This window comes from Aureispira sp. CCB-QB1 (assembly GCF_000724545.1).
Classification (GTDB): domain Bacteria; phylum Bacteroidota; class Bacteroidia; order Chitinophagales; family Saprospiraceae; genus Aureispira.
In genome coordinates, this window is record NZ_JHBV01000016.1 from 168,424 (window position 1) to 188,351 (window position 19,928).

Annotated in this window: 14 protein-coding genes; 9 read left to right on the plus strand and 5 right to left on the minus strand. The window is 35.3% G+C overall.

All coding sequences use genetic code 11. The features are described from left to right. Positions 1–83: 83 nt before the first annotated feature. Positions 84–3,617: a hypothetical protein gene (locus tag CG11_RS07290; RefSeq protein WP_052594632.1), complete on the minus strand. Its 3,534-nt coding sequence runs from the start codon at positions 3,615–3,617 to the stop codon at positions 84–86. Positions 3,618–4,207: 590 nt separating this feature from the next. On the opposite strand from CG11_RS07290, the gene CG11_RS07295 reads away from it, so the two are divergent. The 5 genes from CG11_RS07295 (at position 4,208) to CG11_RS07315 (ending at position 8,928) form a co-directional block, all read left to right on the plus strand. Then, positions 4,208–4,867: an MBL fold metallo-hydrolase gene (locus tag CG11_RS07295; RefSeq protein WP_052594634.1), complete on the plus strand. Its 660-nt coding sequence runs from the start codon at positions 4,208–4,210 to the stop codon at positions 4,865–4,867. A gap of 165 nt (positions 4,868–5,032) precedes the next feature. Next, on the plus strand, positions 5,033–6,055 hold the full coding sequence (thiL, locus tag CG11_RS07300) for a thiamine-phosphate kinase (RefSeq protein ID WP_052594636.1): 1,023 nt from the start codon (positions 5,033–5,035) through the stop codon (positions 6,053–6,055). A 29-nt stretch (positions 6,056–6,084) separates the two neighbouring features. Continuing rightward, the gene (locus CG11_RS07305; RefSeq protein ID WP_052594638.1) at positions 6,085–6,555 is read left to right on the plus strand and encodes a hypothetical protein; all 471 of its coding nucleotides are present in this window, start codon (positions 6,085–6,087) and stop codon (positions 6,553–6,555) included. 80 nt (positions 6,556–6,635) lie between these two features. After that, a complete protein-coding gene (locus CG11_RS07310; RefSeq protein ID WP_052594641.1) occupies positions 6,636–7,817 on the plus strand; it encodes a hypothetical protein in 1,182 nt (393 codons plus the stop codon). Positions 7,818–7,857: 40 nt separating this feature from the next. Next, positions 7,858–8,928, plus strand: a complete 1,071-nt coding sequence (locus CG11_RS07315) for an IS4 family transposase (RefSeq protein ID WP_052594644.1) — start codon at positions 7,858–7,860, stop codon at positions 8,926–8,928. A 70-nt stretch (positions 8,929–8,998) separates the two neighbouring features. Here CG11_RS07315 and CG11_RS07320 read toward each other — a convergent pair whose 3' ends face one another. The 4 genes from CG11_RS07320 to sucC all read right to left on the minus strand — a co-directional run bounded on the left by CG11_RS07320 (position 8,999) and on the right by sucC (position 14,393). Next, entirely contained in the window at positions 8,999–9,766 is a 768-nt protein-coding gene (locus CG11_RS07320; RefSeq protein ID WP_052594647.1) for a hypothetical protein, read from the minus strand. Then, on the minus strand, positions 9,750–10,625 hold the full coding sequence (locus CG11_RS07325; RefSeq protein WP_052594648.1) for a hypothetical protein: 876 nt from the start codon (positions 10,623–10,625) through the stop codon (positions 9,750–9,752). Before CG11_RS07325 ends, CG11_RS07320 begins: the two co-directional genes overlap by 17 nt. 196 nt (positions 10,626–10,821) lie before the next feature. Next, positions 10,822–12,972, minus strand: coding sequence for a M43 family zinc metalloprotease (locus CG11_RS07330; RefSeq protein ID WP_081909490.1), 2,151 nt, complete (start codon positions 12,970–12,972; stop codon positions 10,822–10,824). Between the two features lie 209 nt (positions 12,973–13,181). Beyond that, a complete protein-coding gene (gene sucC, locus CG11_RS07335; protein WP_052594652.1) occupies positions 13,182–14,393 on the minus strand; it encodes an ADP-forming succinate--CoA ligase subunit beta in 1,212 nt (403 codons plus the stop codon). A 1,068-nt stretch (positions 14,394–15,461) separates the two neighbouring features. Here sucC and CG11_RS07340 point away from each other — a divergent pair. From CG11_RS07340 to CG11_RS07355, 4 genes are all read left to right on the plus strand, one after another. Continuing rightward, on the plus strand, positions 15,462–17,741 hold the full coding sequence (locus CG11_RS07340) for a bifunctional (p)ppGpp synthetase/guanosine-3',5'-bis(diphosphate) 3'-pyrophosphohydrolase (RefSeq protein WP_052594654.1): 2,280 nt from the start codon (positions 15,462–15,464) through the stop codon (positions 17,739–17,741). A gap of 228 nt (positions 17,742–17,969) precedes the next feature. Beyond that, complete coding sequence (locus CG11_RS07345; protein ID WP_052594655.1) at positions 17,970–18,443, plus strand: Fur family transcriptional regulator; 474 nt, start codon at positions 17,970–17,972, stop codon at positions 18,441–18,443. Positions 18,444–18,654: 211 nt separating this feature from the next. Beyond that, on the plus strand, positions 18,655–19,026 hold the full coding sequence (locus CG11_RS07350) for an STAS domain-containing protein (RefSeq protein WP_052594657.1): 372 nt from the start codon (positions 18,655–18,657) through the stop codon (positions 19,024–19,026). Positions 19,027–19,039: 13 nt separating this feature from the next. Further along, positions 19,040–19,591: a hypothetical protein gene (locus CG11_RS07355; protein WP_052594659.1), complete on the plus strand. Its 552-nt coding sequence runs from the start codon at positions 19,040–19,042 to the stop codon at positions 19,589–19,591. Positions 19,592–19,928 lie beyond the last annotated feature (337 nt).

Here is a 19,928-nt window from a genome sequence, read left to right on the forward strand (position 1 = left end):
CTACGCTCGTGCGATCACAAAATTATTCATATTAGCTTGATAATTAATAAAATTCAGCTACACTACTATTCATTGCACTATTTTTAAAAATCGGAGCCTATTGACAAATATAAAATAGGATTTTGAACTTGTCCTGTTTCTACTCCCCAAGCATAATCCAAGCGGAAATAATGCCCTAGTAAAACCGTTCTAATTCCAAATCCATAACCAAACAAAATTGGTCGTCTAAAATAATTCACGGTCACCTTTACAGGAGAAATCGACCCAGGACCATTATTGTCAATGACAGTTGTGTTTAATGGATTGTCTGTAGAAAATGGCGAAGCTCCTTGCCATGCAGTTCCTACGTCAAAAAACGCAACTAATTGTAAGCTCCTTAACATAGCATTTCTTGGCGGATTTTTTGAGATATAATCTATAATTGGAATACGCATTTCAACATTTCCAAGTGCATACGAACTACCATTTCTAGCATTATTATTAAAACCTCTCATATTAGCTCCTAATGTCTGCAAGCCATAACTACCAGCTTCTGGCAATGTAACTGTTGTACTAGTTGTTGGGAACATCCAATTTTCAACTCCACCTAAAGAGTATAAGATTTTTTGTTGACCAAACGAACTTGCTGCTGCCAAACGAAATGCAAAGATAGTTTTGTTGTCAAAAGTTAAATAATGTCTAGCGTCAAATCCTATCGCTGTCGTCAAACCACCTTCAAAACCAACCTTGAATTCATCTTGAGTTTGAACTGAAAAAGGCTTGTAAAAATCTAAATAACCTTTAAACTTCGTTCCTTTTCTAGCGTTCAAGCGCAATTCTAAAGTGTTATCAAATACATACTCTAATCTCAACCCCAATCTATTTTCATGATAAACAGGAACTTGAAGACTATTTAACTCTTCAGCTAAGATAGCCACTTTATCCAATTGCAAACTAAAAATGCCTCGCAAGCTTTGAAATTTAGACAAAGGATACTTCAATTCTGTCTGCAACAAATGCTTTACAGTACGCCCTCTAGCCTCTATGGAAACATTAGTAACAGTATCTACGACTACGTAGTTATATATGCGCCCACGTCTATAAAAGGAATAGCGTTGATCAATTAATCCTTTTTTATTTTCTACATTAATAAAATATTCCATGCCATTAAAATCAAATGGCACTCGAAGACCGAGCTCTAAATAGAAGTTCTCAAAAACATCTACAAATCCAGTTTTAAGAGCAAAGCTTAAAGGTTGGAATTGATAATAGTTTCCTAAATACATATCCATACCATTGTACAATGGAGTATTATCCATCTGAAACGTCACCTTATCTACCCGAAACAAGCTCTTATATTTATTAGCATGGGTTTCGTTCCAAGCCACCACTTTTGTCTCTGAGTTTGTCAAGACAGTTTTAGTTTTTTTCTTATTATTGGGGGTAGCCCTGATATCTTCACCATCCTCTACTAAAATCGTTGGAGTAACATTTTTATCTTCTTCTTTGTCAACTCTAGGCTCTTCAACATCTTCAAATTCGCTTTGGAATTCGTAATTGTCAATATCAATCTTGCCCGTATCTACTGGTGGGTTCGTATCCTTTAGCACAGGACTAGGTTCCTCCAGTTCTAATTGCTTTGGCAAAACGGTCTCTTTGGGTTGTTTGGTAGACTTTTTAAACGCAACCGTACTTTTTTCCCCTTTATACAAACCACTCATTTTTTCTATGATATGGCGGTAAACTGTTTTTTGAACATCTTCCATCTTGCGTTCGGGCTTGGCATCGCGAACAAATACTTGGTAAGCCCCATCTCTATAAATCAGATCGGCTATTTTGCTAGAACTACCATCGTGTTCTAAGATGTTTCTACTATAATCTGTATTTGCATGCCCTACTCCCGTCAACGTATATATTGGACGAATATAGGTACTGTCAACAGGCAAATGGCTATAAACAGTATCCAATGCTACTACCAGCTCTGTTCCATCTTCTAAGATCAGTACACGCTCTTCTCTCAGTAATACTGTATCAATCTTGGCTACATATCGGTTGTAAAAACCATTCTCGTCACTTAAATAGGTAAAATGGTCGCCTTTTCCCATTGCAATAGGATGCGTTTCATTTGCCAAAGGTGTTCGTGTCAACTGAATTAAATCCTTAGACTTTGTTTCTAAATTATAAAAATACAGATCAAAATTATTCGGAGGCAATTGGTCTGTAAACCGCATAGAATTGATTCGAGCTGATGTACGATTAGAAGAAAATACAATCCCTTTTTGTCCTCTCAAAGTAATAATCGCCAACTCCTTTTCGTCCCAAAAATCATTTGTAATTGCCTTTGGAAGCCCTCCATTGTACATATACAAATCAGAATGTCCCCCTTGAATTGCTGTGAATACTAAACTGGAACTACTTAATACATCAAAATCAATGATTCGCTCAATGCCTTCTATGGGTCGATCTTTTGCTGCCTTTTTATTAATTGGCTGGTATCGGATTTTTATTTTATCTCTTTTTTCATGAATAATAATAACCTTATCACTTGTCTTCGACCATGCAATTAATGGATAATTAGATTCATAATCGCCAGAATAATCTCGTTCTCCTTGTTTAAATAAAACTGTTTTTTCTTCCGTTTTTAAATCATAAACAATTACTTTTCGTACGCCCTGATTGTGCTCTGTATACGCTATATAGTTTGAATTAGGGCTAATTTTTAGATTTTTAACAATCCCCTTAGGAGGAATATCCAAAGCCACCTGTCCTTTATTGGGAAATCGACGCTGCTTGTTATCTGCATTATAACGCTCACTATAATAGTTAAACCAGTCAGCTCCTACTACTTGATAATACGTCTTGCCAAAAACATATAAAAATCCATTTTCTACACTTCTATTGATTCTTGTCAAATACAATAAATTAGAAACGGTTGACTTGCTATGCTCTTGCGACACAAAATGAAATAGAGATTGACCAGCCAATAAAGGTTCTTTTTTTGCTAGCTCTACAAAGTTTTCATATTTACCACTCAACAACACATCTCTCAGCTTGTTATCCATTTCTGTATTCCAATCCTCTGTTGCATGAGCAATAGCTCCTTTAACAAACCACTGAGGAAGGTTCATCAACACAGAATTTTGTACCATTTCTTGAATGTTGGTTCCCACTAATATTTTACCCAACAAAACCTCCGCAAGCCCCTTTCGAATTTGTTGACGCAAATCTGCATGACTTCCATTAAAATAGACTTGAACTTTAGGAGTAATAATTTTTGTTGTTCCACCTTGATTCACAGTATATCTTTTCACTCCAATATTACTTTGGAGGTAATCACTATAGTCGCTATAAATAATAATTTCAATTCGTTTTTTTAATTGATGCTCAAACATTCTAGATAACTCTATGTAATCTAGTTCTGCTACAGGCAAAACATACTGAGCCAACTTCTTGTCATTTTCGGCATACGACAATTGAAAATTAGTAGACTCGTATCGAAACCACTTTTTTTGCTCGTATTGAAGTCTGTTATGACCAAAGTCGGTACTAACTACCTGACTTTTTGCTGTTGACAAAAAAATCATGGTCAAAAATAAGGCACGAAATCCCGTGATAAGATAATTGCGTTGTTGAATCATAGTTATAAGTCAAGCAATTCTTTTGAAGTGATTGTTCTTCTAAGAATTTTTTATCAAAAAAAATAGAAAACGAATAAGCTTATGACTGTACCAATCGAACGAACTAAGCTTACTTTATTATGAGATAGAACGAACCTAACATGGCTCTTACTCCCCAGTACATCTCTCCTTGTTATTTTCTGCTTTTTATGACAGGAAATTAGACGATTTTCTATACTCCATTGAGGTATTATATTAATAATAACGTATTTTTGTAGTTTGAGGTTAAATTGAGAACATATTTTTTACAAAAATCTGCCTCTAAATTTTTTATTTGTACTAATAAATGAATCACAAAAATAAAACCAGTTCGTTTCTTACGCACAAAATTGTTTGAACAATAATTGGTTCCAAACTTTATTGATTGATATAATTACGTTTTAATGACATCTTTCTGAAGATAGATATTTGACCCAATACTTTATTTCAATCTATCAATGGATCAATTAGATTGGATTTGTTATACCTACAAAAATAGTTTATAAGGCTGTTTACAAAGCAGACTCCGTTTTTTCTCATGCACTTATTAAAAACATAACAATATAATTTATATGGCACAGGTTCATTTTTTTACATTTAGCCCCTTTGCAGAAAACACATACCTTATTTATGATGAGACTAAGGAATGTATCCTTATTGATCCAGGATGTTATACAGAAGACGAGCGCAATACACTGAGTTCTTTTATTCAAGAAAATAACCTTACTCCAGTTCGTTTAATCAACACACATTGTCATTTAGATCACGTTTTTGGCAACCGTTACGTAGCAGAGAAGTACCAACTTCCTTTAGAAATTCATGAAGGAGAATTGCCTGTTCTAGAATCGGTTCCTGTAGTTTCTCAGATGTACGGTATCCCGAATGTACAACAATCTCCTGATCCTGACCCAGAGAGATTTATCCAAGAGGGCGATACCATTACATTTGGCAATACGACACTACATGTTTTGTTCACCCCTGGGCATTCTCCCGCCTCCGTTTCTTTTTATTGCAAAGAAGATAACTTTATCATTGGTGGAGATGTTTTATTTCAAGGTAGCATTGGACGAACTGATTTGCCAGGAGGTAATATGGACACCTTAATGAACAGTATTTTTAAGCACTTCTTGACCTTACCAGATAATACAACTGTTTACTCTGGTCATGGAAGCCCAACTACCGTTGGAGCAGAAAAGAAGCATAATCCTTTTATTTTGCAATATGCGAAATAGATTGTAGTAGATTAAAGTAGTAGTTAATAGTAGTTAGCTACGCTCATGAGGGCGCAAGCTTAGTTTTTTACTTTTTCACCAAAAAGACAAAAAAGCAACGAACTATTGAGTTAACTATGCTGCTAACTATTGTCAAAGAATAGAAATTATAAAATAAGAATAAACATGGCAAGAACAGAACTTAGCGATTTAGGAGAATTTGGATTGATAGAATTCTTGACCAAAGACGTCAACCTAAAAAACAAATCATCCATACGAGGTATTGGCGACGATGCCGCTATTGTCGATCATGGAACTCAAAAAACAGTTATTTCTACAGACTTGTTGGTAGAAAATATCCACTTTGACTTGGTGTACACACCGCTCAAGCACTTGGGATACAAAGCTGTCGTTGTAAATTTATCGGATATTTATGCAATGAATGCCCGACCGACACAAATTACAGTTTCTTTAGCAATTTCCAATCGTTTTTCCGTAGAAGCGGTGCATGAAATCTACAAAGGTATTCATGCGGCTTGTGAATTGTATGGTGTGGATTTAATTGGAGGAGACACTACCTCTTCCGTCCAAGGACTAACCATTAGTATTACCGCATTGGGAGTAGCCGATGAAGACAAATTGGTTTATCGAGATACGGCTCAAGTTGGTGATTTGGTTTGTGTAACAGGCTTTTTAGGAGGTGCTTATGTTGGTTTGCAATTATTGGAGCGAGAAAAACAAATTTATTTGGAAAATCCTAATATGCAACCAGACTTGGAGAATAAAGATTATATCGTTGGGCGTTTGTTGAAACCAGAGGCTCGAAAAGACATTTTTGAATTTTTCGAAAAAGCTAACTTGCTACCAACCTCCATGATTGATATCTCTGATGGTTTATCTTCTGACTTGTTGCATATTTGTCGCATGTCTGATGTTGGTGCTTTTATAGAGGAAAAAAGTTTGCCCATTGCACAAGAAACCTCTGTCAAAGCAATTGATTTCAAACTGCCTCCTACGACTTGTGCTTTGCATGGTGGCGAGGACTACGAGCTTCTTTTTACAATCAAACCTGAGGATGCTGAAAAGATTCGATATAATATGGACATTCGCATCATTGGAGAAATTACAAAACCTGAAGATGGCATCAATCTACATACATCAGGTGGAAGCATTAAGGAATTGATTGCTCAAGGATGGCGCCATCATTAGAGTAGTTTTTTAACAAAACCAACAAAAATATGTGTATATTTCATGTGACCAGCAACACGAATTCTTTTAAAGAATTCTTGGAGCAACACCCAGAATTACCTGTTTACCAATCGCATGAGAAAGGGGACAAACCTAAAATAGCCGCTCAAGACTCTATTCATACCGACTATGGATTTTCTTGCGAAGTTAGCGACCGTTCTTGGGATGATATGGAGGGACAAATTGTTGATATGATTAGTTTCTTAGAAGTCTATACTCCTTACTTGGTCAAATTGGGTCAGAGTCATCAAATTGACGACTGGCGCTTTGATCTTCCTTACGAATGCGAGTTAGAAGAAACAAAATTTACCCAGTGCAACTATTTACCCCCAAAACTAATTCGTTTAGCGGGTGCGCTCAATATTGGCATTGAACTATCTCTATATTGGCCCAGCAATGACAACATAGATGATATAGATGTAGAAGAAGAAGTTTCGGCTAACTCAAATACAGATGATTAAGTAATTTCATTCAAAATAAAGACAGCAAATAAGGTAGTTTCACTTTGTTTGCTGTTTTTTCTTTCACAACTCCACTTCGCATGACAAAGCTCTCTTCTGAAGAAATTTCAAAAATTCCTGATTTATTGCTTAGTTTGGATGATAATAACCAAAATATTGCACTTCAACTATTAGAATTACATCCTTATGCCATTCCTAAGCTGTTAATTCCTATCGAAGTTTTCCTCGCCTTTTATCCTGAATCCCAACTTATCAACCTTGTACAACAAGTACTTCCCAGCTTTCAATTAGAAAAATCGCCTATTTATCTACTTCATTTGATTCTAAATAATGGCGATTACACTCATACGGATAAGAATCTATTCAAACGATTTGCCATTAACGAACTTAATTATAGACCATGGCTGCTTAAAACACCCGCTAGAGCAGCTGTCTATGCAGAAGTTGGTACTATTTTTTGTCAACATAGCGATTTATTTGAAAAAGGACTACACTATTACGAATTGGCGATTAACAACGGTGCCAAAACTAGCCATATTATGCTCTGTTATTTAGCTTCCTTACAAGAAAAATATACTGCTAACTCAACATTAGAAATACACAAAACACAAATTATTACTCATTATAATCAAATTTATCAGGAACAGCCGCATCAAGATATTCTTTACAATTTAGCCTCTTTTTATCAACACGATTTGAATGATAAATTAGCTGCAATAGAAACATGGAAACGCTGCATTCAGCTTTACCCTAAGTTTAATCGTGCTATTTTTGCATTGGCTCATTTTCTGTTTGAAGAAAACAAATGGGAAGAAGCCAAAAATTTCGCTTTGAAGAGTTTACACCTTACCCTATCTGGTGTTTATTATAATTTAGATGAAACATATTATCTATTAGGAGCTATTGAATGGAAAGGCTTTCAGAACTTGCCAGCAGCAGAGACTTACTTTGAAAAAGCATTGGAAGAAAATGAATTTTACTACCAACCTCTACAAGCACTGATGGAATTATCCTTAGAAAATGAGGAGTATACGAAAGCCGTTCGATGGCACAAACTTGCCTTACAAGAAAGCCCTTTTGATATTCCATTAATGCTACAAATAGCTGAATTATACCTTGAAGTTTATGATTTGGAACAAGCAAGACTGTACTATTCTGAAATATTGGAACTCAATGCTGCTTATCCGCCCGCTTTAGAAGGTTTGAAAAAAATAGCTAAGTACAGGACAAAAAATGGAGAAATTGAAAAATTAGTAAATTAGTAGTTGCGAAATCACTATTTACAAACTTCAATAACTCCGAATGAAAGATACAGAAAAAGTTCTTAAAGATATATTATCTGATCATTTTGCTGGTCAAAGTCAGCGATTGACCATGTTGAGTAAGCTGGTTATTTCCATAATAAAAATGAGCAGCATTAGCTATGCTCAACTTTCGCTGGTATTGAACCCTTTTGCAAAACGAGAATCTAATTTCAAAAGGATTCAACGTTTCATGAAAGAATACAAATTCTGTCGTAAGTGCTATATTCAATTAGTTTGGAAACTCATTGTTTTTAGTAATCAGTGGGTAGCTCTGAGCATTGATAGAACCAATTGGAAATTTGGGAAAATCAACATCAATATTTTACTAATAGGTATTAGCTATAATGGAACAGCAATACCACTTATTTGGACTCTATTAGACAAAAGAGGTAACTCTTCTCAACAGGAACGGATAGATTTAATGCAAAGCTTGATGAGTCATTTAACAATAAAGCAAAAAGGGCAAATCAAATATTTGTTAGCAGACCGTGAGTTTATTGGTAATCAATGGATAAGCTATTTAAAATCTTTGCCTTTAATTTTTATTATTAGAATCCGAAGTAACAGTTTGATGCGAAAGTTTGGACAAATAAAAGAAGTAAAAGTTGGCAAATACTTTAGCCAATCAACTTTTAAAGCTTTGAGAAAACAAAGAATACTTTTCAAGCACCAACTTTATATTGGAGGTCAGAAACTAGGTAAATCTGAATGGCTTATTTTGATAAGTAACAAACCTATTTCAAAAGGTAAAAGAATTTATCAAGAACGCTGGGGAATCGAAGTTTTTTTCTCAGCTTGTAAAACAAGAGGATTTAATTTTGAGGATACTCATGTAACAGCACCATCTAGATTATCCAGTCTACTATTTCTTGTTGCAATAGCCTTTGTTTGGTCTTATAAAACAGGAGAATGGTTAATCAAAAGAGGGGGTAAAATTCCAATAAAAAAACTAAAAACTCGAAAAGCTAAACTCTTTAGTATTTTTAGATTTGGCTTAGATTATATCAAAGAACGTTTACTTAACTTTTTAACTTTATTTCAGGAATTAAAACTTTTGTCCTGTACTTAGAAAAAATAGAACAATTATGATTTCTGAGTCATAACCCTCAACTGATAGAAACCTAGTTATTCTAAATGCCTTACTCTCCTTCTTTTTTGATAAAATCTGAATTTAAAGGTGGATTTGGGGGGTTATTTTCTATTGCTTTATACTCAATTAATGATGTGGTGATTAGAACCAGCATTGGGCTTAAAACTAGATTTACTAATATAAAAAGAATGGGTGTTAAAACAATTTCACCAAAATCACTTCCAAAAATAAATCGGAAGCTCTCCATCAGACCATAAACAAAAAAGGACTGAAACTCTTGAATTAATGCAAACAAGATAATCGCTAAGAAAAATGCTTCTACCATCAGTTCAAAAAAAGGAATATTTTTATCCATTAACTGCCTGATTACAAACAACAAAATCAAGGCGACAGAAAAATTGCCCACAATTTCAACAAATCCTCCTACAGACATAAAAAAAGTATAACTTCCTAATGTATTTTGATAGGCAAATAATACAAAACAACCGACAACAATTAATCCTCCCAACAACAAAAAGACGCCCATATTTTGAGCTAATGTTTGCCAAAACTTCAAATTACTACGATGGTCTCTTTTTAAGGTTGCTACACATGGTAAGCTAAGTAGCAGTAAATAAGCATAGATATAATGTATGTTATCCAGCTCTGTCAATGTAATTAAAATATGCATATCAAAGAGATAAATTCCTCCTACAATCGACACACCTAAAAATAAACACAGTAATCCAAAGCTAATATAAAAGGCACTGTTTCCAATGTAACTGTCTTTATAGTTATCAACGACCTCCCTAAAGACATAATTAAGCTTCTTGTTCATTCTTAAAATAAATTAGGGTTTGAGAATAAAAAATACCAATCAATGTCAACCAAAGAAAGCTGTATAACAAAATACTTATAAAACCTAACAAAGCATTTATATTGACAACCTCTGCAAAAACGGCAATAATAACGGCTAGTACAGTGCGAATAATTCTGCCAACATACCTCCCAATACTAGGAAGAACAATCGCTCCGACAACAATCCCAATCCATTTCCCGTTTGCTTGCCAAAACTGTTCAAATGAAAGCCCTAACCATTTTAGGTACAATAACAACAATAATAAATAGGGTACCATTCCTAAAATCCAGTAATAAGTATACCCTACCAATATTAGTACATCGTACAAGAAGTTGCCAATGAGGTTACCAATTATTTGTATAACAATAAGTAATACAACCATCTGAAAATAACGAATGCGGACACTTTTCTCTATATATTGTAATACTTCTGTTAAACGCCCTTGTTTATGTTCTATTGGTACATCTAGTACATTATCCATACTAGGAGTACTATTCCTTGTACCTGTTTTTGGCAACCCTGTATGATGCCAATACACGCCTAAAAAGAAACTATTTAAAATCGTTAATTCATAAAAAAAACTTCGAGTCATGCCCAACAAGTAGATAATTACACTGTTCTCATTGTCAGAAAAATCTAGTATATCAACATCAACAATAGACTTGAAGCTATAATAATTATTAACATCAAACGCTAATAGCAATACACATTCATGTAAAAAGAAACTTTCTAATAAAGTGACTAAAATAATTTTTGCAATCAAACTTCTCGATTCTACAAGTGCTGCTTTCCAATGTTGAGTTGTTTTATTAAATCCTATTTTTAGGGCTGTTTTCATGTATTACTATTAATTTAGTAGTTAGCTACGCTGCTACTTCGTGGTCGTTAATTAGCTCCCTACGGTCGTGAACTCGCATAACTCGGTTCGCTGCTACTGCGTGGTTTCAACGAACTATTGTTAATTATAACGTTATGATTTTCCTAATCTTTAAATTTTCATGGCATTAATTTCCTTATCGAACAGCTTAATAAGCCTATTTCAAGACTACTTTTTGCATCATTCTTGTTCCTCCGCCTGCCACCTGTATGTAGTAAACCCCTGATGTCAAATCAGAAAGGTTTAATTTATAATTTCCACCAATCACATTTTCATCTCGTAGCTGCCCTACTTCTTGTCCTAAAGCATTGTACACCGTAATAACAAGAGCTGCTTGTTTGGGCAACTGGATATCAACATTTAATTGACCTGTTGTTGGATTGGGATATATATTTAGGTTGCCTTTAGTTTGGTTTAAGGTTGTTACGTTTAGTCCAGGCGTATTCGTAATGTTAATATCATCTACGTACAAATTATTTTCATAATCGCAAACATGCTCAAATTGAATTTGAACATTAGAGGCATTCTTATAAACCGACAAATCAATGGTTTCCTTCCTCCAATCTCCAGTCGTTGGAACAAATTCCGAGGCTTGCAGATTGGCAACAGTTGCTAAAGCAGTGCCTGCTTTTTCATAGATTTTCGTCCAAGTCTGCCCACAGTCATCAGAAGCCCAAAGACGCAAAGTATCACTAAAACCAGAGGCAGAATACAAGGCATAGGCTAATTCAAACGTCATGGTTACCGTAGATGAATTGCTCATATTAAGAGCAGGCAGTGAAATCCAATCTTTTTCACCATTGGCAGGATAATCCCAATTATCCATGAACATAGAAGCACCTCCTGTTTTTGATGCTACTGTTGTTCGTGCCCAAGTAACATCATTGTCAGGGTTAGATGCACTCCAACCTACAGCAGGAAAAGTAGCTCCTTCAAAACCTTCTGAAAACGGTAAGGCTAGTCCTCCAACAGAGACCGTAAAAGGCGTTGAGCTTTGGTCGTTATTCGAGTCTCCATCTGCATTGCCATTGGGCAAGGAAGTCCAAACGGTTATCATATGAGCACCATTTGTTACTGTTTGTTGTGGCAACTGAACCAAAGCCGTTTGTGTTGTTGGCAAATTTCCTGTCCAGTTTTGAGTCATCACCATGCCCCCATCAATTTGGTAGTTAATTACAGCAGAAGTCAAGGGAGATGCTCCATAATTTTTAATGGTCACCTCTGGTACAAAAGAATTCGTACACATTGCTCCACTAGGATGGTTAATGGCAGAAATTCCAGCATCATGGCTAGCAATAACACAAGCTTGTGATGTCAATAAGCCAGGTCGAGCAACAGCAATAGCAGCTCTCATCCTAGTTTTTTGTCCAGCAGTAAACGAATTCATACAATTGTCATTCACATAATCCATAAAGTTCATAAACATATCAGCAGATCCACAAGACGTAGCAGGGTGTGTGGGGCAACCACTGTATGCTTGATCTTGCAAAGGAGTATCGGTCACTCCATCATCTTGATTGCAGCCTCCATTTCCTGGTCCCCAAACATGTTGCAAATTCAACCAATGTCCTACTTCATGAGTAGTTGTTCGACCTCCATTGTAAGGTGCTGTTGCTCCTGTTTTACCAAAATATTGATATCCAATAACAACTCCATCGGCACCATTAGGTGCACTTCCGGGCGTGTACGTGAATCCCAAAACTCCACCGCCAAGTTCGCAAACCCATATATTTAAGTATTTATTGGGGTCCCATATATCGATCCCTCCTGCCGCTGTGGAGTAATAAGCACTACCATTGCCAATATTATTAACAGACGTTTGAGTTCGTGTAATCCCTGTTGTTGCATTATTGTTAGGATCTTTGGTCGCTAGACAAAACTCAATCTCTGTATCGGCGACAACCCCAGCAAAGGTAGTAGGAACATTACTTGCATCGGCGTTTGTTCTTCTATAATCTTCATTCAAAACCTGCAATTGTTCATAAACTCGTTGGTCTGAAATATTCTGTGCCGCTGTTCGGTATACGATGTGTACCACAACAGGAATAGTATAAACAGGTGGTGCATTTCTCCCTTTAAATGCAAGCTTTTCTTGCTCTATGTAGCGATTGATTCTTGCTTCTGTCACAGCCTTTCGTTTTCTAAGAACAGCATTTTTTTGAATAGCTTCTGCTACTTTTTCATTGGTAAAACAACGAGTAACTTTCTTAGACTCTGCTGCCAAAGTAGCAACAACATCGTTTGGCTGCCCCCACAATGAGAACGTCTGTAGGAATAGAATGCAAATAACTGGGAATAACTTTTCCATAAAATGCTCTGTTTAACAGTCGATAAGTAATTAATAAATGGCGGTCTATATATGGTTATTTTTTACAAAATAAGCTTTTTCATTCCAATAGCCTTTCTTTATCAAGCATTTTTTAACTTTAATACATTCTAAAAAGCTATTTTTTGTTCAAAAAAAAAGGTTGCTACCAATTGGCAACAACCTTTAATTTTTATTTTATTAGATTCTTTTTAACCTACCAATTCAGTTACTTTATCAGCAGCCTCTTGTAGAGTTACAGCAGAATGTACATCCAGCCCAGAATCGTCGATTAATTGCTTAGCGATTTCTGCATTAGTTCCTTGTAAACGTACAATGATTGGAACATTGATATCACCAATATTTTGGTAAGCATCAACAACACCTTGTGCCACACGGTCACAACGAACAATTCCACCAAAAATATTAATCAAAATTGCCTTTACATTTTCGTCTTTCAAAATGATACGGAAAGCAGTTTCAACACGCTTGGCATCAGCAGTACCTCCTACATCTAGGAAGTTAGCAGGCTCGCCACCACATAATTTGATAATATCCATCGTAGACATTGCCAAACCAGCACCATTTACCATACAACCTACGTTTCCATCCAACTTAATAAAGCTTAAGCCATGTTCTTTAGCTTCTACCTCAGCAGGATCTTCTTCGTGTACATCACGTAGAGCCGCCAAGTCTGGATGACGGAACAATGCATTTTCATCTAGAGAAGCCTTAGAGTCAGCAGCAACAATTTTGTTATCTGAAGTTTTCAAACAAGGATTGATTTCTACCAAAGAAGCATCAGCTCCTACAAAAGCTTTATATGTTGCCGCAACAAATTTTGTCATTGCTTTGAATGCATCTCCTTCAAGACCTAAATTGCTTGCAATATTACGTGTTTGGTACGCTTGCAAACCTAAATGAGGGTGAATATATTCTTTATGTACCAAATGTGGCGTTTCTTCTGCTACTTTCTCGATATCCATACCACCTTCCGTAGAATATACGATTACATTACATTTACGCTCTCTGTCCATCAAGATAGAATAGTAAAATTCGTTCACATCCATGTTACCATCCGCATCTGGATAATAAACATCCTCTGTAATTAGAATCTTGCGAACCAATTTACCCTCACCATCCATTCCACCAGGAGTTTGAGGTGTTTTTAACATCATACCTAAGATATTACCAGCATGTGTTTTTAATTCGTCCATGTTTTTGGCCAACTTAACTCCACCGCCTTTTCCGCGTCCTCCAGCGTGGATTTGCGCTTTAACAACACACCAACTAGTGCCTGTTTCTTCTTTTAATTTAGCAAATGCAGTTTCGATATCGTCTAGATTTTCAACGACAACACCGCGTTGGATAGGCACGCCATAACTAGCTAATAGTTCTTTGGCTTGATATTCATGCAGATTCATTGTGTAATGATTGAATGTTATTATAATAATGTTTCAATTGCTCAAATCTAAAAGTTTTTCTAAGCTTATTCAAATTAGTATAAAGGTTTTTCTAAGAATACTCTATTCATTTTTATTTTTTGGTCATTTATATCCACCTTTCTTTAATTTAAAGCTCTAGCAATCAAACTTCAATCTACTTTTGTTCCATCTTTTTCCTTTTGCATTCAACATTTCTACGATTTATGAATGTCATTGCATTGAATATAAAAAGCCAGCAGTACAAAATATATTTTCAGGATTATACTTGCTGCTGGCTATACGAATAGAATCATTTAAAAATGATTCTAACTAAATTTTAAAGGTCACTACGCTTCAAAATTTAGAAGCAAATTACACATCTTTAATTTTGGAGTTAAAAGCAAGTGCTTTTATTCCTCAATAATTGATCACTATCTATTCAGTAGTTCAAAGATAGCCTAGCTATTTTACTTTGGTCTTAACAAAAGATAACGCTGCTCTACTTTTTAGAGATTGTCAAGAAAAAAGCAATTTGTATGGAACGATTCCTTAATATCAGGCTCAAAATTTGGAGAAAAATAGGAATAAAGCTAACTTTCATATTAGTCATTCGTAAAATGAATAGAAAGTCATTTACAAATTTTGTACAATACATTCTTTTACAAAAAACATCCTTTAATTAATAGGCATAATTAAACAAATGCTCTAATAGTTGAAGATGCTCAACATGGTTTTAGCAGGCTATTGCCATTTTATCAAGCAAAAAAAATACTTTATTAAAAAAAGTAATTCGTTGATTGTTTCATAAACAGCTCTGTGGTTTTATTAAAACAAGCCCATTCAGCTATCAATTTAGTTAGATGCAACTGTTGCTGTGTGGTATTTTAGAAGTGTTGCACAATTGATAATTCAAAGCTTAATATGAATCAAACAAAACTAACTTATTTACCAACGGCGCAGCACTCAAGTAGTAGCAACCTAACTAACCAAAAGCAAAGCGCTTACGAAGTAAACGAGTAAGATTCCTCAACGAACTATTCTAAAATAGACAACAGGAGTAATATATACATGGAGACAAATTTTAATATAAAATTCCCCTACGAAGAAGACATTACCCAAGAAGAAGACAAACAAATTCATCTAGCTTATCGAAAGATGTGCCGTTCTATTCGAACGCCATTAAATGAAGAACACAAAGCTTCTATCAAAAAAGCATACCTATTGGCTCGTCTTGCTCATTCTCAGCAGCGCAGAAAATCGGGCGAGTTGTACATTTTTCATCCCATTGAGGTAGCACGAATTTGTGCGGCAGAGTTAGGGCTAGGTCCAACATCCATCAAAGCAGCACTCTTGCACGATGTTGTTGAGGACACGCCTGTTAGTTTGGAAGATCTAGCCAGTGAATTTGGCGAAAATATAGCCATGATTGTTGATGGATTAACAAAGTTTAGCAGCTTGGCAAATGTCAGTGAAGAAAATATACATAGTCCACAAGCCGAAAATTTCAAAAAAATCTTGCTGACCATCTCAAAAGATGTTCGGGTTGTTTTGATCAAAATGGCTGATCGACTACACAATATGCGTACATTAGGTTCCATGCCTCAACACAAACAGCTAAAAATAGCTTCCGAAACATCCTTCATTTATGCTCCTTTAGCACATCGACTGGGTTTTTATAATATAAAAAATGAGATGGAGGACCTCTGTTTAAAAATAAAAGAACCAGAGCATTATGAGTTTATCATTCAAAAATTGCAAGAAACAGCCAACGAGCGGGAGCAATATATCACACAATTTTTGAAGCCGATAAAAAAAGCAATCAAGAAAAAACACAACATTCAGAATTTTAGAGTTTTTGGTAGAGCCAAGTCGGTCTCTTCTATTAGTAATAAACTAAAAACAAAACAGGTTCCTTTTGAAGAAATCTATGATTTGTTTGCCATTCGAATTATTGCTGATGTTCCTATTTCTGAAGAGAAATCAATTTGTTGGAGTATGTATTCTATTATAACAGATAGCTATACTCCCGTTCCTGAACGATTGAAAGATTGGATTTCAACACCAAAATCAAATGGTTACGAGTCCCTGCATACGACTGTAATGGGACCGCAAGGTCGTTTTGTAGAAGTGCAAATCCGAAGTGAAAGAATGGATGAGGTTGCCGAACGTGGTTATGCGGCACATTGGCGTTACAAAGGCATCAAACAACAAGAAAATATTTTCGAAAATTGGCTGAGTAAGGCAAGAGAAATGCTAGAAAATCCTGACAATGATGCCATCGACTTTTTAAATGATTTTAAATCAAGCCTCTTTGCCGAAGAGGTCTATGTTTTTACACCTCAAGGAGAAATGCGTTTCTTCCCCAAAGGGGCTACTGCTTTGGATTTTGCTTTTGATATCCACACTGAGGTTGGTTACCATTGTAAATCTATTAAGGTCTCACAACGTATTGTTCCTTTGAGTTACGAGCTAAAAAATGGTGATCAACTCTATATTATTACTAGTTCTACTCAAAAACCAACAGAGGATTGGCTCAAAATTGTCAAAACAGGAAAAGCTCGTTCTAAAATTCGACAAGCGCTAAAAGAAGAGAAACTAAAATGGGGCTCTTTGGGGAAAGAAACATTGGATCGAAAGTTCAAGTCCCTAAAATTAACAGAACACGTAGAGGACAACATTGATACTTTGGTCAAATACTTTGGAGCATCCAATCGTTTGGATTTATATTTTGGAATATATTCTGAACAATACAACCTGAACGAAATAAAGTTGTTAAAGTTAGAGAATGGTAAATTGTTTCCCGAAAAAGCAGAATCTGACGATAAAGCTAATTCTGAACAACAAACCAAAATAAAAACAAAGGTTCCTTTAAGGGCTCGACGAAATTTTAAGGGAACGCCCAAACTCTTGATTGACGGTCAAGATGCCAGTAATTTTGTCAATTCTTTGGCTACTTGTTGTAATCCTGTGTTGGGGGATGATATTTTTGCTTATGTGACGTCTAAACATGGTATTAAAATTCACCGCACGACTTGTCCCAATGCAGAGTATCTACAAGCTACTTTTGGTTATAGAATCAAACGTGCCGAATGGGTCGATACAGCCAATACATCGTTTATTGCAGAACTTCTAATTACGGGGATGGATGATATGGGCGTTGTTCAAAGTTTGTCTAGTATTATCACGGATAAACACAAACTAAATATGCGTGGATTTTCAATGAATGGAAAAGAAGGGCACTTTGAGGGCAAAGTTACTGTTGTAGTAAAAAATAAAGATCAATTAAACGAATTGATTATTGAATTAAAAAAGTTAAAACAAGTAAATACTGTCGCTAGAATTCAATAATACTGACATTTTGTCTATCTTAATCGCAAGTGGTATTGTTTTTTAGACAAGAATATGAAATACGCTTGAGCTATATAAACTAGATGCTCTACAAAAATATTTGTAAGGGCACAATTATCATTGTTTGAGTATTTGTCCAAAAGTTATCATACTAAAAACCTTTGTTCTAGAACATGGTTTCTTTTGAGCAATCACTTAAATATATAGCTTATACCTAAATAAAATATAATGGCTAGCAATCAAAAAGACTCAAAAATAGTAAAAGAAGTCATCAAGATATTTTCTCAATATCTCGAAAAAAATGGCTTGCGCAAAACACCCGAACGATTTGCAATTTTGGAAGAGATCTATAAACGGGACGATCACTTCGACGCAGAAGCGCTCTATATCCACATGAAAACCCAAAACTATCGTGTTAGTCGTGCTACGGTTTACAACACATTAGAATTATTGGTTTCTTGTGATTTGGTACGCAAACATCAGTTTGGTAAAAATTTAGCTCAATACGAAAAATCCTATGGATCCAAGCAACACGACCATGCGGTTTGTATCGAAACAGGGCAAGTTTTTGAGTTTTGTGACCCTAGAATCCAACAAATCAAAGAAATGGTTTCTGAAATTTTGGGCTTTGAAATCACGCATCACTCCCTGACTTTTTATGGATACAGCAAAGAGGCAAGAGAAAAACTAAATAGAAAATAAATTATTATTCCGACCTTAGTTCCTTTTAGGGTAAATATTGCATCGTTTTTCATAGAGGCTTTCTACTGATTTCCAGACGTTTTATCGTTGTACTCTTAGTACAAGTTGTATCGTTTTCTTGAATAATTAGGATACTTTATAAAAAATCAATTTTACATACTATTACAGCTTTAAAAGGAGCTAACTACATACAGAATGCAACAAACAAGACATGGCATATACTTTTTTAGAAAAAAATGGCGTACAAATTTTACAAGTAGATAACTTACTAAATCCGTTAGATAATCAAGAAATTATTCGAGCAATTGAGGAAAAAATTGAAGCGAGTTATACAGAATTTATCGTTGACTTGGAGCAAATGGACTTTATGAATAGCACAGGCTTGACTTTTCTTATTTCAATCCTTACTCGCTCTAGAAGTGCGGGCGGAGACGTAGCTATCGCTAATCTTTCTGATAACATCAAGAAAATACTCTTGGTTACTCGACTTAACTCAGCTTTTAGTGTGTTTGAAAATGTTGATGATGCATTAACCCTGTTTATTAAAGAGAATAAAAATGATAAGAACTATGTTAATGAGTAACTAAATTACACTTATGAATATAAACTTAAAGCTACTAGTCATTAGCAGTCTCATAGAAGCAAATGAATTAGACTACGAAGAAGAATATTGTGAGGAGGTATTTGATAAAATAGATGAAGACGAAGTTCTTTCTGAAGATATGTATGGACTGCCTATTCCAGAGTTAGTCGACTATTTTGCCCAACTTGATCTCACATCATACCTTAATAAAGTGAATAAAATATCCTTAGATGGCGGTCGTGCTATTTATAGCATTGTTTCGTATTCTTGGGACGGAGAAGATGATGCGTTTAATATTACTTCTCTAGACGGTATTGAAGCACTTCAAAACCTTGAGGTTCTAGATGCCAACACGATGCTTGGTGCTTCGGTTTCATTACAACCTCTTGCCCAACTTCATAAGTTACGTCAAGTAAGTTTGAATTATAAGAATTTTGTTGATTACGAGGTCTTACAAGCAATTGAATCTTTGGAAAGTGTTACCTTAACATTTACTGCTGGAGCCGATGTCTCTGCCATTACCAATCCGCTTGTAGCCAAAGGAGTCAATGTGGATGTCTGTTAAGAATTAAAGCCACAAGCATCTCCCCCTTATACAACAGTCACTGAGTAACGCAATCTCTTATACTTTTCTATAAAAAGTTAAAATAAAACACAACTAACGATAGGTTATAGTTGTGTTTTTGTATTTTTGCGGCATATTAAATTGCAAGACAGTTAATTCGTGTTTTTTAGAATGTTCTAAAACCTCAAAAAACAAAGGTTTCTATCAGTATCTTTCTAAAAATCAATTGCTAAGGATTGGAACATATTTAAATTCTATGTTCAAGTTACAAATGCTTGATTTTGCCTCTATCGGCAGCTTTTTTAAGTACTAAAATCAAATCATTTGTGCCAAGACC

Bases quoted from the DNA above. Each gene is read 5' to 3' on its own strand.
- CG11_RS07290 (WP_052594632.1), bottom strand. From the start codon at position 3,617: ATGATTCAACAACGCAATTATCTTATCACGGGATTTCGTGCCTTATTT.
- CG11_RS07295 (WP_052594634.1), top strand. From the start codon at position 4,208: ATGGCACAGGTTCATTTTTTTACATTTAGCCCCTTTGCAGAAAACACA.
- thiL (WP_052594636.1), top strand. From the start codon at position 5,033: ATGGCAAGAACAGAACTTAGCGATTTAGGAGAATTTGGATTGATAGAA.
- CG11_RS07305 (WP_052594638.1), top strand. From the start codon at position 6,085: ATGTGTATATTTCATGTGACCAGCAACACGAATTCTTTTAAAGAATTC.
- CG11_RS07310 (WP_052594641.1), top strand. From the start codon at position 6,636: ATGACAAAGCTCTCTTCTGAAGAAATTTCAAAAATTCCTGATTTATTG.
- CG11_RS07315 (WP_052594644.1), top strand. From the start codon at position 7,858: ATGAAAGATACAGAAAAAGTTCTTAAAGATATATTATCTGATCATTTT.
- CG11_RS07320 (WP_052594647.1), bottom strand. From the start codon at position 9,766: ATGAACAAGAAGCTTAATTATGTCTTTAGGGAGGTCGTTGATAACTAT.
- CG11_RS07325 (WP_052594648.1), bottom strand. From the start codon at position 10,625: ATGAAAACAGCCCTAAAAATAGGATTTAATAAAACAACTCAACATTGG.
- CG11_RS07330 (WP_081909490.1), bottom strand. From the start codon at position 12,972: ATGGAAAAGTTATTCCCAGTTATTTGCATTCTATTCCTACAGACGTTC.
- sucC (WP_052594652.1), bottom strand. From the start codon at position 14,393: ATGAATCTGCATGAATATCAAGCCAAAGAACTATTAGCTAGTTATGGC.
- CG11_RS07340 (WP_052594654.1), top strand. From the start codon at position 15,462: ATGGAGACAAATTTTAATATAAAATTCCCCTACGAAGAAGACATTACC.
- CG11_RS07345 (WP_052594655.1), top strand. From the start codon at position 17,970: ATGGCTAGCAATCAAAAAGACTCAAAAATAGTAAAAGAAGTCATCAAG.
- CG11_RS07350 (WP_052594657.1), top strand. From the start codon at position 18,655: ATGGCATATACTTTTTTAGAAAAAAATGGCGTACAAATTTTACAAGTA.
- CG11_RS07355 (WP_052594659.1), top strand. From the start codon at position 19,040: ATGAATATAAACTTAAAGCTACTAGTCATTAGCAGTCTCATAGAAGCA.